Raw genomic sequence first — 15,106 nt, forward strand, 5'->3', positions numbered from 1 at the left:
ATTACAACAAAACCTAAAAAAACGTGATGCCCGAAGTGGACAACACGTTTGCTTATTATTTCACCCAGCCTAAAATCATTTCACGTAGTAGCTTCGATTCTGTGTTGGCTGTTTGCTCCTGCGCAAAGCTCGTCGCAGTAACCCTTAATATTGCTTTCTATTTTACCCAGCCTAATATCATTTCGCGTAAGAGCTTAGAAGCGGTATTTGCTGTTTGCTCCGACGAATCATATATTGGTGCAACTTCTACAAGATCGAAACCAACTACATTTACTCCCGAGTTTGCAATGGCATGAATGGAAGCAAGTAGCTCACGGCTTGTGATGCCGCCACAATCTACTGTTCCTGTACCAGGTGCATGTGCCGGATCTAATACATCAATATCGATTGTTACATAGACAGGACGCCCAGCAAGTGTTGGTAGAATTTCTTTTAAAGGTTCTAATACATCGAACTTCGAAATATGCATACCATTTTCTTTTGCCCAATCGAACTCTTCTTTCATTCCAGAACGGATTCCAAAAGAGTATACGTTTTTTGGTCCAATATATTCGGCAATTTTACGGATTGGTGTTGAGTGAGAAAGTGGTTCTCCCTCATATTCCACACGTAAATCTGTATGCGCATCCATATGGATAATTGCAAGGTCTTTATAATTGTCCGCCACTGTTTTCATTACTGGCCAAGAAACTAAATGCTCTCCGCCCATACCAACAGGAATTTTTCCATCTTGCATTAGCTGGCGTATAAAACCAGCGATTAAATCAATACTTTTTTCCGCATTACCAAATGGAAGCGGAATATCTCCCGCATCAAAATAATTTACATCATCCAGTTCGCGGTCAAGGTAAGGACTATATTCCTCTAACCCAATTGATACTTCGCGAATACGCTGTGGACCAAAACGTGAACCCGGACGGTAACTTACTGTCCAGTCCATCGGCATACCGTAGATAACCGCTTGCGCCTTGTCATAGCTTGGCTTACTTTTAATAAACACATTACCTGAATAAGCTTCATCAAATCGCATTGGCTTACTCTCCTGCTAGGTCCTTCACAAATTTCGGCAATACAAATGCTGCTTTGTGAAGTTCTTTTGTATAATATTTTGTATCGATTTCATGGAAATGCTCGTCTGGCACTTGAAGTGGATCATATTTTTTAGAACCGATTGTGAAGCACCAAAGACCACTCGGATATGTCGGAATGTTCGCCAAATACATATTAGTTATTGGGAAAATTTCCTTCACATCTTTTTGCACTTGGCGGATCAAATCTGCTTTGAACCAAGGATTGTCCGATTGTGCAACAAATAATCCATCCTCTTTCAATGCTTTTGAAATTCCAGCATAAAATCCTTTTGTAAATAAATTCACAGCAGGTCCAACTGGTTCCGTAGAGTCAACCATAATCACGTCATATTCGTTTTCCGATTCAGCGATGTGCATAAATCCGTCGCCAACTTGTACATCCACGCGTGGATTTTCTAACTCACATGCGATTTCCGGTAAATATTTCTTCGAATACTCAATAACTTTTCCATCTATATCAACAAGTGTTGCTTTCTTTACTTTTGGATGTTTCATAATCTCACGGATTACTCCACCATCACCGCCTCCAACGACTAATACGTTTTCTGGATTTGGATGTGTGAATAAAGGAACATGTGCAACCATCTCATGGTATACGAACTCATCTTTTTGAGAAGTCATCACCATTCCATCTAAAAAGAGCATATTTCCCCACTCTTCTGTTTCCGCCATTTCTAATAATTGAAAGTCCGTTTGCTCCGTATGAAGTGTACGTTTTACCTTCATTGTGATGCCAAAGTTCTCGGTTTGCTTTTCTGTAAACCAAAATCCAGCCATTTATCTATCTCCCTTACCAATATGATTTATATGGAATGTATTAAAAAAAATAATACAAAGAAAGTATAGTGCTTTTTTACAAAAGTGCAATAGTTTTTTCTTTTTCCGTTTAATTTGATTCTATTGTTCTCATACTAATGAAAACATAAAACAGAACGGAGGAGATTATTATGGGGCGTGTGCAATACCGAAAAAAAGCCAATAGATCTAAACGGTTGAAAAGGTTTTTTCTATTAAGTATTGTTGCTAGCTTTGCTTTGATTGGTGCACTTGTGACGCTCCGAGTTTATGCTCAAATCGTTGGCGCACCTATTGTTCAAGTGCCTATTTCTTCTGTGTTTTTAGATAACCAGGGAAATGTTATTGGGGATCGCTTTAAAGAGCAGAGGCGTTATTGGGTTTCCTTAGATGAAATTTCCCCGTTCATATCACAGGCAGTTATAGCCGTAGAAGACCAAGAATTTTATGAGCACCACGGATTTGATTATTCTCGTATTGCTTCTGCTCTTTTAAAAGATATAAAAGCAGGTAGAAAAGTCGAAGGTGCAAGTACTATTACACAGCAATACGCTCGAAATCTATTTTTAACACATGAAAAATCTTGGAACCGAAAAATTAATGAAGCGTTATACGCCTATCGTTTAGAGATTTTTTATGAGAAGGATGATTTGCTCGAAGGATTTTTGAATACAGTTTATTTTGGTCATGGTATGTACGGTGTAGAAGCTGCAAGTCGATTTTATTTTGGAAAAAGCGCAAAGGATTTAACGCTAGCGGAATCTGCATTAATGATGGGAATTCCAAAAGGTCCTACCTATTATTCCCCATTAGTCGATGAGGAAAAGGCGGTAAATCGTCAACAACTCATTTTAAAATTAATGGAAAATGAGCAATTTATCACTGCAGAGCAACGGGAACGCGCAGTGGACGAGCAATACGTATTAAAGACGGAGGATTCCGTTGTAACTCAAAAAACAGCACCTTACTTTTTAGAAGAAGTTTGGAAAGAGGCAACAGACATTGTTAAGAAAAAAGGCCATCGTATTGAAGAAGGCGGTTGGACAATTGAAACTACTTTAAATAGAAAGCATCAGCAAGTTGCTGAAGAAACAATCAAAAAATGGATGCCAGATGGAGAGCTCCAAATTGGATTTGTCAGTATAGAACCGAAAACTGGTTATGTTACTGCCATGGTTGGTGGAAAAAGTTTTACGGAAAGTCCATTTAATCGAGTGACCCAAGCAAAAAGGCAAACAGGCTCTACGATAAAAGCATTATTGTATGCGGCTGCCCTTGAAAATGGTTTTTCCCCACTGACATATATGAAGAGTGAGCGAACTATTTTTACTTATGATGATGGGCGTCGTGAATATGAGCCGAAAAATGTAAATGGTGAATTTGCAGAACATCCCATTTCAATGGCACAAGCCCTTGCCATCTCCGATAATATTTATGCAGTAAAAACACTAGAACAAATCGGCTACAAACCACTTCAACAAATAATCGATCGATTTGATATTGATATGAAGATCGAAGACACACCTGCAACAGCACTTGGAACACCAGAAATATCTCTTTTGGATATGACAAAAGCGTACAACACTATAGCAGATAAGGGAATTCAAAAAAAGCCAACGTATATAACAAAAATTACGGATAGTAAAGGCAATGTACTATATGACGTGGAAAATGAAAAAGTTAAAGAAAAGAAGGTACTGCTAGAACAAGATGCCTTTTTGTTATCCTACTTGCTTACCGGTATGTTTGATCCAGTTTTTAATGATTACTCTCCAGCAACAGGCATAAGTATTCGTGCAAAACAAACACGTCCGTATGCGGCGAAATCTGGAACTACAGATACCGACCAGTACTTAATCGGTTTTTCACCTCAATTGACAGCAGGTGTTTGGAATGGCTACGACCAAGGCAAACAGGTAAGTGATGCGGAAGCTAAACAAGTGACGAAACAGGTTTGGATTGAATTCATGGAACAGGTTCACCAAGGCTTGCCAGTTGAACCATTTATCGCTCCTTCTGGTGTTCGTGGTGTCATTGTCGACATCGAAACCGGTGGAATTGCAACTTCTGCCTGCAAAAAACAGCGACTTGTCTATATGAAGGAAAAAGATGTTCCAACAAAGTTATGTACAGATCCAACTTTGAAGCAACAGACATTTGAAGAGTCAGATAATGAAGATACGACCCCGTGGTCCATTTTTCCGTTCTCGTTTTTCGGAGAATAAAATAGAAATGAGTGGCTTAACGCAACCAGTTTCATGTGGAGAGTATGAAATATGCTGGTGAAAGCAACCAGTTCGCTAAGGAAAGCGAAAGTCTCACTTTAGGGAACTCAGTGGACACTTTGGGGAACTCGGTGCTCTCTTTGGGGAACTCAGTAGACTCTTTGGAGAACTCGTGGACTATTGGGGAACTCAGTAGACTCTTTGGAGAACTCGTGGACTATTGGGGAACTCAGTGGACTCTTTAGGGAACTCGGTAGACTCTTTGGAGAACTCGGTGCTCTCTTTGGGGATCTCTTGGACTCTTTGGGGAACTCAGTAGACACTTTAGGGAACTCGTGGACTATTGGGGAACTCAGTGGACTCTTTTTGGGGAACTCGTGGACTATTGGGGAACTCGGTGCTCTCTTTGGGGAACTCGGTAGACTCTTGGGGAACTCAGTGGACCCTTTGGGGATCTCGTGGACTATTGGGGAACTCGGTGCTCTCTTTGGGGAACTCGGTAGACTCTTTGGGGAATTCGGTAGACTCTTTGGGGAATTCGTAGATTGAGTACAGCAACCAAACCAAATAAAAAGCTTTCTATTACCTAAAAGAGGTAATAGAAAGCTTTTTCTTAGTGTAGCGTTCTGCAAAAAGCATGCAATTATTGGATTGGGTTGTCTCAAAGCTCACAAACATTTTGTTTACTTGCTACTTCTAAGTGTCCTAGCATTACTGTGAAGTAAGCTTTAAGTAAATTGTACTGTCTTTTCACTATTAATTCAACCTTATAAGGGGATTATGTTAGATTATCATTCGTTAGTTTGAAGATACCTGTAAATCATCGTGCAGCTTTTCATCACTGCGTTCCCACATCTCCATGTTATGTGTTTGTAAAAAATCGCGTAAAATATTTTTAGATCGGTCGTCCATAAAATTGACCATTATGTGACGCTTCATTGATTTATCCATTCGATTTACGTGATCTGCAAGTACTTTGTATCCTCTGCGTTTTTCACGATTTACGACCATTTCACAAGCGGTAACCCCTGCGTAATACGGGCCCTCTGCTTTGTAATCGATTGTCACCCAAACTAACCAGTACGGTTTTCCACCTTCTGAGTCTTCTCGATTCGTCGTAAACTTTATTCCTCTTTCTGTGTCACTTCTTGCATGCATGGCACCTATTTCAATTCTTGCAACGTCTTCTTCAACATCCACAATAACTGGTGAAACATTCTCTAATGATAGAGAACCGATTCCAAATCCTTTATGTCCATCAGTTGGATCATTTTTTATAATGGTGAATCCGATTTTTTGTTTTGGTTTTTCTTCATTTGTCATTCGAAAGTTCCCTCCGTTCTGTTATGATATCTAGTATACAGAAGATTTCACTAAAGGAGGAAATGAAATGCCATATGTAACAGTAAAAATGCTTGAAGGCCGCACAGAAGAACAAAAAAGAGCGTTAGTTGAAAAAGTAACTGCTGCAGTAGTAGAAACAGTAAATGCACCTGCTGAGAATGTCGTTGTATTTATCGAAGACATGCCAAAAAATCACTACGGCGTTGGTGGAAAATTATTTAGCGATAAATAATTATGGAGGGAGCTCTTTGCTGAGGCAAGGGCTTCCTTTTGCTTAATATTACTTTTTTAGCCTCAAAAAAAGAACTATCCTAGTGGACAGCTCTCATGTTCATCAAGTTTAGGACAAATTCATACGCTTCTTCCACTTCTTCTGTTGTGAAATTCAGTTTACCTTTTACGACGTGAAGCTTTTCGATTTGCTCTTCTTTTGGAAGGTGGTCAAAATATAACAAGGTAGAAACTAGTTCTAAGAAACGGGAACTTTTATTCTTCATTTGTTCAATACTTGCGACTAAAGCAGGAGTTGCTTCCTCTAGTTGCGCCATTTGAGTGAAATGCTCGCCAGCATCAGTCATTTGATATTTATATTGGACGTATGAGCCTTTGTCTTGTCTCTCTTCATATAAGAATCCCATATTGCAGAGTTCTTCCACCCGCAATGTCAGCTCATGTGAATAAGGGCCATACATATGAAATTCATATTTTTCTTTATATGGATATTGTAGTTTTTTTGCGATGTACACCATTTTTTGTAGTTTTTTTCTGCCGGTAATTCCGTCCGCTGCTCCGATAAATTGTATAATTTTTGCATGTTCTTCCAGCAATTTAATCCCGCCTTTACTTCAACAATTCTAAGATCTGTTTTTTTAACGCTTTTTTCTTACCGTCCTCAGTTAAGAAATCTTCTGGGAAATAAAGTTTGTGGTCAGTTCGGCGTTTCCCAGATATCGCTTCGACTACTTCCGATTCACGTGATAGTTCTCTAATTTCCCCAGACGGCATGAGTAAATGAATAGGAATCCGTTCACCCTCTTCTCCAGGCCGATAAAAATCGTATGGTAAGTCTGATGAGGAATCAAATACTAAATAATATTCTGGATCTATACCCGCTTTTTTAAATAATAATTCCAGTTCTTTCATTTTTGTATAATCTTTTGCAAGATCGAATTCAATATACTGAAATAACTTTCGATTGACAAAGCGGTAACTCAAATCAGATAAAATCGGGTCTTTTTCTGTTATCCACAACTGAAAATAAGTTAATAAAACTCCTTCATCTAGAGCCAAATAATCGTTCAAAGTAAAAGTACCGTCAAAAAATCCTTGGAAATGGGTAGGCTGCTGCTCAAAATCATATCCACTTTTACTTAAAGCTTTGGCGCGATGTAAAATCTTTGTCAATATAACTTCCGCACTTCTAGAAACGGGATGAAAATACACTTGCCAATACATTTGATATCTACTCATTATGTAGTCTTCTACGGCGTGCATCCCACTTGATTTTATTACAATCTGGTCTTCACGTGGACGCATCACACGTAAAATTCGTTCCATATCGAAATGACCGTAGCTGACACCTGTAAAATACGCATCTCGCTGTAAATAGTCCATGCGATCGGCGTCAATTTGACTGGAGATTAAACTAACTACCTGTTTATTTGAATATGTTTTCGCGATAACATCTGCCACTTTTTGAGGAAAGTCCTTGCTAACTTTTTTTAATATTTCATGTACCTCTGTATCCCCAAGTAGGATTTTCCTTGTATATTCCTCATGGTCCAGATTAAAAACATTTTCAAATGCATGGGAAAATGGTCCATGTCCCAAATCGTGTAAAAGTGCAGCGCATAATACGACTAGTCGTTCGGAAGCGTCCCATTCTGAGCGTCCTTCAAAACTATCATCTACAATACGGCGAACAATCTCATAAACTCCAAGAGAGTGACTGAACCGGCTATGTTCTGCACCATGAAAAACGAGATACGTAGTTCCAAGCTGTTTAATACGGCGTAGCCTTTGAAATTCTTTTGCTCCAATGACGTCCCAAATGACTTGATCCCGAACATGGATGTATCGGTGAACCGGATCTTTGAACACTTTCTCTTCTGCTAGTTTCTGCGTTGCATAGCTCATTTGCCCACCTCCGTGAAGTTACATGTTATTTACCCTACATTATAAAGAAAAAAACCGCTTTATGTAAGGCGGCAAAAGTTCTGTTTGTAATGATTAGTCTTCTAGTTTGGCGCGTACTTTTTCCATTAATTCGTCTTCCGTTAAAGCTGCGACAGGACGATTATTTATAAATGCAAAAGTCTTTTTACGTCCTGGTCCACAATAGGATTGGCATTCTTTTATTTCTATTTCTGCTTCTGAATCTATCGCTTTAAGCTTTGGAATTAATGTTTTTAAATTTACGGCCTGACACTCATCGCAAACTCGAAAATGGTTTGCCATCTGTCCACAACCCTTTCATATAAGTATTGACTACAGGCCATTGTATCTTAAAACTTATATTGCTATCAAGTGTATTTTACGTGAATAAAAGAGCCATATGTTGTCCATGATGTTAATAGAGTAACGAAACTATGAACATGGTAGGAGGATAAACATGGTAAAAGTAAGACAAGACGCTTGGATGCATGAAAATGATGAAATGTTAGCAGAGATGGTGCTTCGACATGTACGTGAGGGAAGCACACAATTAAATGCATTTGAAGAAGCAGGAGATGAATTAAATCGTACAGCAGCAGCATGTGGATTTCGCTGGAATGCAGTCGTTCGCCATCAATACGAAGCTGAGTTAAAAGAAGCGAAAAAAGAACGTAAAGAAAAGCTTCGTATATTAGGAAAAGACTATCGACGTAGAGGAAATGGCATTTATCTTGCAAAACCTCAAGAAGAAGGAGAACGCACAGCTTCTATCCCAGTTTCCGCTTTATCTATTGATATAATTATTGCTTACTTGGTGAGATTACAGCATAGTGATTCGGATATTTCAAGATACCGCCACTTAGCTTCTATCTCAACGGAAAAGATTCGTAAGCTAGAAAGCGAACTTGCAAAACTAGAAAAAGAAAATGCCGCGATTAAACAAGATTACGAGCAGTTTGTACAAATTATGAATCGTGCACGACGACTAGTTACATTGAATGACGAAGAAGTACCAGCTATACCTGTTTTCCAAATGGAGAAAAACGGAAATCTTGTATCAAAAGAACCACCAACCGTTTAAAGTTGGTGGCTTTTCTTATTTATCAAGCATCTTCCTATTTCGGTCTATGACTCGCTGCATATAAAACTGGTAGAGTTCCATTTCATCTTGCATGACAGATTGGGATACTATATTTGTAGAAAGCTGTTGCAATACTTGTTGTATACGAATGACAATATCCTCCACTGTGAATGAAGTATTTAATAGTTCATTTAAAGAAGCCATTACTTCTGGTTGAATGATTGGATAGTTAAACTTTGTTTCTTCTCCCTGCACTCCGATTTCATAAAATTGGCGTATCAAATCTGCACGAGTGCTTCCACTGCCTTCTACACATAAATATACTTGCACTGCTATTCCTTGGCGAAGTCTACGCTGGGAAATACCAGCAAATTTCTTTCCATTAATGCTTAAATCATAGGAACCTGGACAATAGGATCCGACAATTTCATAAGCTTCTATTTTTCCTTCCGCTTCTGGGAACAACAACTGAACAAATGCTAGCATTACTTCATATCCAGTTGAAATATCAATAGATTGCTGTATTTCAGATAATACAATGGAAATATTCAACACTCCATCATCTAATACAACCGCAAGACCTCCCGAATTACGAACAATAGGTGTAAAACCTTGTGTACGTAAAAAATTTTGGGCATCATCTACAAATGGAAGCCGGTGATCTTGGATTCCCAGTACAACTGTATTTTCATGGACCCATGTCCGAACAGTTGCCGGTGACAGACCTTGTCCAACTAAATGGCAAAGTAAATCGTCTGCGGCAAAGGATTCCAAGGCGGATCTACTTTTCCCACTAAGCGATTGATCCCAAAATCGCCAAATGTCTTGCTGTAATAATGATTCTATTTGTGACATTGAATAATACCCCTTAATCTAATGCTTGCGCTGCAGTTATATAGGCAAGTTTATATACATCATCCGCTGAACAGCCACGGGACAAATCATTTACTGGTGCATTCAACCCTTGTAAAATGGGACCGATTGCTTCAAATCCACCAAGTCGTTCTGCAATTTTATATCCAATATTTCCTGCTTCCAGGGATGGAAATACAAATACGTTTGCGTCCCCTTGCACAACTGCTCCAGGAGCTTTTTTGGCAGCAATAGCAGGTACTATGCTTGCATCAAATTGTAATTCTCCTTCTATTGCTACGTTTGGCGCAAGCTGTTTGGCAAGTTCCGTCGCTTTTACGACTCTCTCCGTTTCTTCAGATTGAGCGGATCCTATTGTAGAGAAGGATAGCATGGCGACTTTCGGGTCTATACCAAAAGCAGCTGCAGTTTTCGCACTTTCTACTGCTATCTCAGCTAAATCCTCACTTGTAGGAGCAATTGTAATCGCGCAATCGGCGAATACATAGCGAAGTTCCTCTTTTACCATGATGAAAGCTCCACTTGTTTTCGTAATACCTGGTTTTGTTTTAATAATTTGCAATGCAGGTCTTACCGTTTCCGCAGTAGTGTGCGCTGCACCACTAACTAGTCCATGCGCTCTTTTGGTGTACACTAGCATCGTTCCAAAATAATTGACATCTTTGAGCAGCTCTCTTGCTTCTTCCGCCGTTACTTTGCCTTTTCGTCTTTCCACAAAAGCTTGAACAAGCTCATCCATTTCTTCAAAGTTTTCTGGATCGATCACTGTCAAATATTGCGAAAGATTTGCAGAAGACCCAATGACGATTGGGTTTATTATTCCTTCTGCCTGTAACTTTTCCGCTGCTTCTATAATTCGTTCATCGTTTCCTTCTGGTAAAACAATCGATGTATGAGCCCCTTTCAATTTACTCTTTAATTCATGAAATAGATTCGACATATGTACGCCTCCCATTGACGTTTTCGTTAGTTCAAGCATACACGACTTTGTCACAGATTGTCATGTAAAAAAGGGTTCTACAGGGGTAATATTAGTAACCATATGATACACTTGAATGGTGAAATATCTATTAAAAGGAGTGTTTTATTCAATGAATGAAGCAGCAATTACATTAGATGGTTGGTACGTTTTACATGATTTTCGTCAAATGGACTGGGCATCATGGAAACAAATTGACCCAGAACTTCGCAAACAAGCAACAGATGAATTTGTCGCATTTTTAGACGAACTACAACAAGCCGATGACGCAAAAACTGGCGCCCATGCTTTTTATACGATTGTAGGTCAAAAAGCAGATTTCATGCTAATGACATTGCGTCCAACAATAGATGAACTTCAAGAACTAGAGGCTAAATTCAATAAACTAACTATTGCAGACTTTACAATCCCTGCTTATTCTTACGTATCCGTAGTAGAATTATCTAACTACCTAGCCGGAGAATCTAACGATGACCCATACCAAAATCCACATGTACGTGCTCGTTTATATCCAGAGCTTCAACGTTCACAATATATTTGTTTCTACCCGATGGACAAGCGCCGTGATGGAAACGACAACTGGTACATGCTCTCCATGGACGAGCGCCGTTCACTTATGGCAAGCCATGGAAAAATCGGCCGTGGATATGCTGGTAAAGTAAAACAAATAATTTCTGGTTCCGTTGGATTCGACGATTTCGAATGGGGCGTAACATTATTTTCAGACGATGTGCTTCAATTTAAAAAATTAGTATACGAAATGCGCTTTGATGAAGTAAGCGCTCGCTACGCTGAATTTGGTTCATTTTTTATCGGAACCATTCTGCAAAGTGAAAAACGCAGTGAATTTTTTACTATATAAGAGCATAGTTAAGGCGATTTTCCGTTCGACAGGACCGGGAAATCGCCTTTTTTATATGCTTATTTGTATCATTTTTTAATTCTAAACATAGTGTATGTATAGGAGGTGATGCATTGGCAGTAGTTCGATCCACATCAAAGCAACTAGATTTACTCGCAAGGCTGATGCGTGCAGAGGCAGAAGGTGAAGGTCAACTTGGCATGCTGATGGTAGGAAACGTTGGGGTGAATCGAGTTCTTGCTGATTGCTTAGATTTCAAAAATATCCGTAATCTTGAAGAGATGGTCTTCCAAAGTCCAGGAGGGTTCGAGGCAACCACGAAATCGTATTTTTATCAAAGAGCCCGAGATGTTGACAGAAACTTAGCAAGACGCACTATAAATGGGGAACGATTTCATCCAGCAGAGCGCTCATTATGGTTTTTTGAGCCTACTGGAACGTGCCCTGCCCAATGGTATAACCAATGGAACACCGGGCGCTTTAAAGCCCACTGTTTCTATTCACCGACCGTTGCCGATTGCCCAAGCGTATAAGTTCATTTTTAGGAAGGATGTATGAATGGTTCAATTTTATGGATATCCTGGAGGTTTTCCACCACAATCACAACAACAGATGAATCCTCCCAATGTTCAATTACCAGCACCACCACGACAAGAAGAATCCTATATTGAGAACATTTTAAGGATGAATAGAGGAAAGCTCGGCACATTCTATTTTACATTTGAAAACAACAAAGAATGGAATGCAAAAGTTATTACAGGTTATGTAGAAGCAGCAGGACGTGATCATGTAATCATTAGTGATCCTAATGGTAAAAGATACTTAATGCTCATGATTTATTTGGACTATGTTACGTTTGATGAGGAAATAAATTATTTCAAATGAACTTTAGGCTTATCCGATAAAAAGGATAAGCTTTTTCTATTACTACCTACCAATCTCATACTAAAGTCTGAAATTCCAATTATTGAAAAATATCCTAAAGAGGAGTAAGCTAGTTATGAAGCACTAATACAAAAGACACTATTTTTAGGTAGTTGTAATGCTTCGAAAAATTGGTAAAAGGAGAGATTTTATTATGTTTAAGAAAAAAAACTATCTTTTGGCAGGGGCTATGCTCAGTGCTATTCTATTAGTAAGCGCTTGCAGCAATGATGAAGCTACTAATGAAACAGACACGAAAGGTGTAACTAATTCAACTAGCGAGTTTTTAGCTCTCTCTGGAGATACGGTTACAGAACAAGGCGGATGTGTACTTGCAAGTCGTTTTTCTGCTGGGGATAAAATCGTTTTTCGTGCCAATGCAATTGATCCAGAGACAAAAGAACAAGCAAAAGATGCAGAATTACAAGTCCACTTGTCAACTGGTGAAGTGCTAGATATGGCTTATGGAGAACACGGTGAAGATAACTTTTGGGTAATTGCGTATCCTGTAACAGCTGATACTCCTACTGGTTCACTAGATTACTATATTACCGCTAAAGATGGCGATAAGTCTGGAGAATATCGTCCATTCAACGTGCAACCTTCGTTAATCTCTATCGTTGCACCTGATGCAACAGCGGCAGCTACAGAGGAACCAGCAACTGAAGAAGAAGTAGATCTAGCAACTGTTGAAACAAACCAAACACTAGATCTTGTTGCTAAAAACTTCGTATTTGAAGGTAAAGACGGAGCAAAAACGTTCTATGTAAAAGCAGGAGAAGAAGTAACACTTAATGTTGCTACAGATGAAGGTGCACACGGTTTAGCAATCGACGGCATTGATGAAGCAACAGTTGCCGATGCAAATGGAACAGTAAAATTCACACCTACTAAAACTGGGGAATACAATATTTTCTGTACTGTGTTTTGCGGTGCTGGACATGGAGATATGGTATCTAAACTAGTAGTTGTTCAATAATTGAAAGGGTGAAATATCTTGTTTCAACGATTTTTAAAGCCGTCACTTACTATTTCGACTGCATTATTATTAACGATTAGTCTAAGTGCATGTAGTAACGAATCCACTTCTACAAAAACAGACGAAACTTCTGTACAAGCAACTAGTTCAGAAAAAGAAGTTCTCTTGAAAAATAATATTACATTGTCTGCCGAACGAGGTACAGTAAGAGAAAACGTAGACTTTAAAGTGACGGATCTGACACCTAATTCCCCTGCTCAATTAACTTGGAACGAAGTAGACGGAAAATATATCATTAAAGATTTATATACAGTGGTGGGTCCGGAGTTTACAGAAAAAGAAATCGTTTTAGCTGAAGGTACCAGTGATGCAAATGGCAAATGGACAGGCAACTTTTCTGTTCCAGAAGGATTTGGTGGAGACTTTACCGTTTTTGTAAAACAAGATGATATAAAAATCGGACAAGTTGGTTACACAGTAGATCCAACGTTTACAATGATTCCCGAGTCTGGTCCGGTAGGTACCGAAATCACCATAAAAATGGAAGGTCTCGGTTGGAGCACTTATATGCGTAACTGGCAACTTACGTATGACAACAAATACACGGGATTAATAACTGGAATTTCTACAAATGGTACTGCCGAAGCAAAAATACGTGCTGCTGGAACACCTGGCAAACATGCAATACGACTTCGCACTGGCTATCTAGGTATGCAATATATCAATTACTTACAATCACCATATCCAGACAAACCAGCACCGGATTTCCTTTTTGAAATTACCGATGACAACGTAGCTATTGAAGATTATGTCGAACCAACTCCTATAGCGGCGGATAATGGTGTTGAAATGCCTCCGCTCGAATCTAAAGACAAAGTCAACGTTTCTTTAGATACAAATGAAGGCATTGTAGGAGCTCCTGTAAAAATAAACGCTTCTGGATTACCAAAAGACACGGAAGTAGAACTTGTTTGGAATACAATGAAAGGTAGCCGCGTAAGTGGTCTCGGTTTTGCTGGTGAAAGTGGAGTACTCGATACTATTAAAACGGATGAAGAGGGAAATATTGCGTATGATTTTGCAATACCCGATGATCTTGGCGGAATCCCCCATCGTATCGATTTGAAAATTGGCGATGAAATCTATGGACAAGAATATTTACGCATCCTACCTTCTATTGTAAGCGTTGAACCAAAATCCGGCCCTGTTGGAACGAAAATTTCCATTACCATAAAAGGCGGAGGCTGGACTGAATTTGATAATGCCTACTATTTAACGTACGATAACGCCTACACTGGTTACTTATGTGCGTTCAATAGCCAAGGAGATTTGACATTTGATGTGATGGCAACCGGTGAAGCAGGCTATCATTTAATCGACTTATATCCTGGCATTTACAAGCAAGAGGTAAAAGATACAGATATGACACTGATCCCACAGCTTACGTATTCTACCGATCATCCAGGTTCTGCTATGCCTGCGATTCGTTTAGGATTTGAAGTGACGGAATAAAAGCTTATTGAGGCGAACCCGAGATTGGGTTTGCTTTTTTTTGGCGGAGTGTGGGGTTTGGGGAACTCGGGGGTTGCTTTGGGGAACTCACCACCTGCTTTGGGGAACTCGGTGGTTACTTTGTGGAACTCACCACCTGCTTTGGGGAACTCGCCACCTGCTTTGGGGAACTCGGGGGACTCTTTGGGGAACTCGCGACTCTTTGGGGAACTCGAAGCCTTCTTTGGGGAACTCGCCACCTGCTTTGGGGAACTCGGGGGACTCTTTGGGGAACTCGCGACTCTTTG

Annotated in this window: 16 protein-coding genes; 8 read left to right on the top strand and 8 right to left on the bottom strand. The window is 39.5% G+C overall.

Translation table 11 applies throughout. From position 1 onward, the window contains the following. Nucleotides 1-157: 157 nt before the first annotated feature. Nucleotides 158-1,030 carry an agmatinase gene (gene speB / locus FS486_RS13355; protein WP_144512048.1) on the bottom strand — a complete coding sequence of 291 codons (873 nt, stop codon included), beginning with the start codon at nucleotides 1,028-1,030 and terminating at the stop codon, nucleotides 158-160. 4 nt (nucleotides 1,031-1,034) lie between these two features. Then, entirely contained in the window at nucleotides 1,035-1,868 is an 834-nt protein-coding gene (gene speE / locus FS486_RS13360; RefSeq protein ID WP_144512049.1) for a spermidine synthase, read from the bottom strand. 170 nt (nucleotides 1,869-2,038) lie between these two features. On the opposite strand from speE, the gene FS486_RS13365 reads away from it, so the two are divergent. Continuing rightward, nucleotides 2,039-4,111 (top strand): transglycosylase domain-containing protein, encoded by a 2,073-nt coding sequence (locus tag FS486_RS13365; RefSeq protein WP_144512050.1) that lies wholly within the window; start codon nucleotides 2,039-2,041, stop codon nucleotides 4,109-4,111. A gap of 798 nt (nucleotides 4,112-4,909) precedes the next feature. Here FS486_RS13365 and FS486_RS13370 read toward each other — a convergent pair. Further along, nucleotides 4,910-5,434, bottom strand: a complete 525-nt coding sequence (locus FS486_RS13370; protein WP_144512051.1) for a YwhD family protein — start codon at nucleotides 5,432-5,434, stop codon at nucleotides 4,910-4,912. A 67-nt stretch (nucleotides 5,435-5,501) separates the two neighbouring features. Between FS486_RS13370 and FS486_RS13375 the strand changes: the two genes are divergently transcribed. Beyond that, nucleotides 5,502-5,687, top strand: a complete 186-nt coding sequence (locus tag FS486_RS13375) for a 2-hydroxymuconate tautomerase (protein WP_144512052.1) — start codon at nucleotides 5,502-5,504, stop codon at nucleotides 5,685-5,687. A gap of 79 nt (nucleotides 5,688-5,766) precedes the next feature. Here the strand turns inward: FS486_RS13375 and FS486_RS13380 are convergent, their stop codons facing one another. The 3 genes from FS486_RS13380 to FS486_RS13390 form a co-directional block, all read right to left on the bottom strand. Then, nucleotides 5,767-6,282: a YwgA family protein gene (locus FS486_RS13380; RefSeq protein ID WP_144512053.1), complete on the bottom strand. Its 516-nt coding sequence runs from the start codon at nucleotides 6,280-6,282 to the stop codon at nucleotides 5,767-5,769. Nucleotides 6,283-6,295: 13 nt separating this feature from the next. Then, nucleotides 6,296-7,591: an HD domain-containing protein gene (locus FS486_RS13385; RefSeq protein ID WP_144512054.1), complete on the bottom strand. Its 1,296-nt coding sequence runs from the start codon at nucleotides 7,589-7,591 to the stop codon at nucleotides 6,296-6,298. Nucleotides 7,592-7,684: 93 nt separating this feature from the next. Continuing rightward, the gene (locus tag FS486_RS13390; protein ID WP_144512055.1) at nucleotides 7,685-7,912 is read right to left on the bottom strand and encodes a YuzB family protein; all 228 of its coding nucleotides are present in this window, start codon (nucleotides 7,910-7,912) and stop codon (nucleotides 7,685-7,687) included. Nucleotides 7,913-8,066: 154 nt separating this feature from the next. On the opposite strand from FS486_RS13390, the gene FS486_RS13395 reads away from it, so the two are divergent. After that, nucleotides 8,067-8,690: an RsfA family transcriptional regulator gene (locus FS486_RS13395; protein WP_144512056.1), complete on the top strand. Its 624-nt coding sequence runs from the start codon at nucleotides 8,067-8,069 to the stop codon at nucleotides 8,688-8,690. A gap of 15 nt (nucleotides 8,691-8,705) precedes the next feature. Here FS486_RS13395 and lipL read toward each other — a convergent pair whose 3' ends face one another. Together lipL and pta are read right to left on the bottom strand one after the other, a co-directional pair. Then, nucleotides 8,706-9,545, bottom strand: a complete 840-nt coding sequence (gene lipL, locus FS486_RS13400) for an octanoyl-[GcvH]:protein N-octanoyltransferase (RefSeq protein ID WP_144512057.1) — start codon at nucleotides 9,543-9,545, stop codon at nucleotides 8,706-8,708. A gap of 13 nt (nucleotides 9,546-9,558) precedes the next feature. Then, nucleotides 9,559-10,503, bottom strand: coding sequence for a phosphate acetyltransferase (gene pta / locus FS486_RS13405; protein WP_144512058.1), 945 nt, complete (start codon nucleotides 10,501-10,503; stop codon nucleotides 9,559-9,561). A gap of 151 nt (nucleotides 10,504-10,654) precedes the next feature. Here pta and hemQ point away from each other — a divergent pair, with 151 nt between their 5' ends. The 5 genes from hemQ (at nucleotide 10,655) to FS486_RS13430 (ending at nucleotide 14,819) form a co-directional block, all read left to right on the top strand. Further along, nucleotides 10,655-11,404, top strand: coding sequence for a hydrogen peroxide-dependent heme synthase (gene hemQ / locus FS486_RS13410; RefSeq protein ID WP_144512059.1), 750 nt, complete (start codon nucleotides 10,655-10,657; stop codon nucleotides 11,402-11,404). A 164-nt stretch (nucleotides 11,405-11,568) separates the two neighbouring features. Further along, nucleotides 11,569-11,937, top strand: a complete 369-nt coding sequence (locus tag FS486_RS13415; RefSeq protein WP_186321453.1) for a cell wall hydrolase — start codon at nucleotides 11,569-11,571, stop codon at nucleotides 11,935-11,937. 25 nt (nucleotides 11,938-11,962) lie between these two features. Continuing rightward, on the top strand, nucleotides 11,963-12,289 hold the full coding sequence (gene gerQ, locus FS486_RS13420; RefSeq protein ID WP_144512061.1) for a spore coat protein GerQ: 327 nt from the start codon (nucleotides 11,963-11,965) through the stop codon (nucleotides 12,287-12,289). A gap of 193 nt (nucleotides 12,290-12,482) precedes the next feature. Beyond that, entirely contained in the window at nucleotides 12,483-13,307 is an 825-nt protein-coding gene (locus FS486_RS13425) for a cupredoxin domain-containing protein (protein ID WP_144512062.1), read from the top strand. Nucleotides 13,308-13,325: 18 nt separating this feature from the next. Continuing rightward, nucleotides 13,326-14,819 (top strand): hypothetical protein, encoded by a 1,494-nt coding sequence (locus FS486_RS13430; RefSeq protein WP_144512063.1) that lies wholly within the window; start codon nucleotides 13,326-13,328, stop codon nucleotides 14,817-14,819. Nucleotides 14,820-15,106 lie beyond the last annotated feature (287 nt).

Source organism: Bacillus sp. FJAT-22090 (assembly GCF_007676755.1).
In the GTDB taxonomy this organism is placed as follows: domain Bacteria; phylum Bacillota; class Bacilli; order Bacillales_A; family Planococcaceae; genus Psychrobacillus.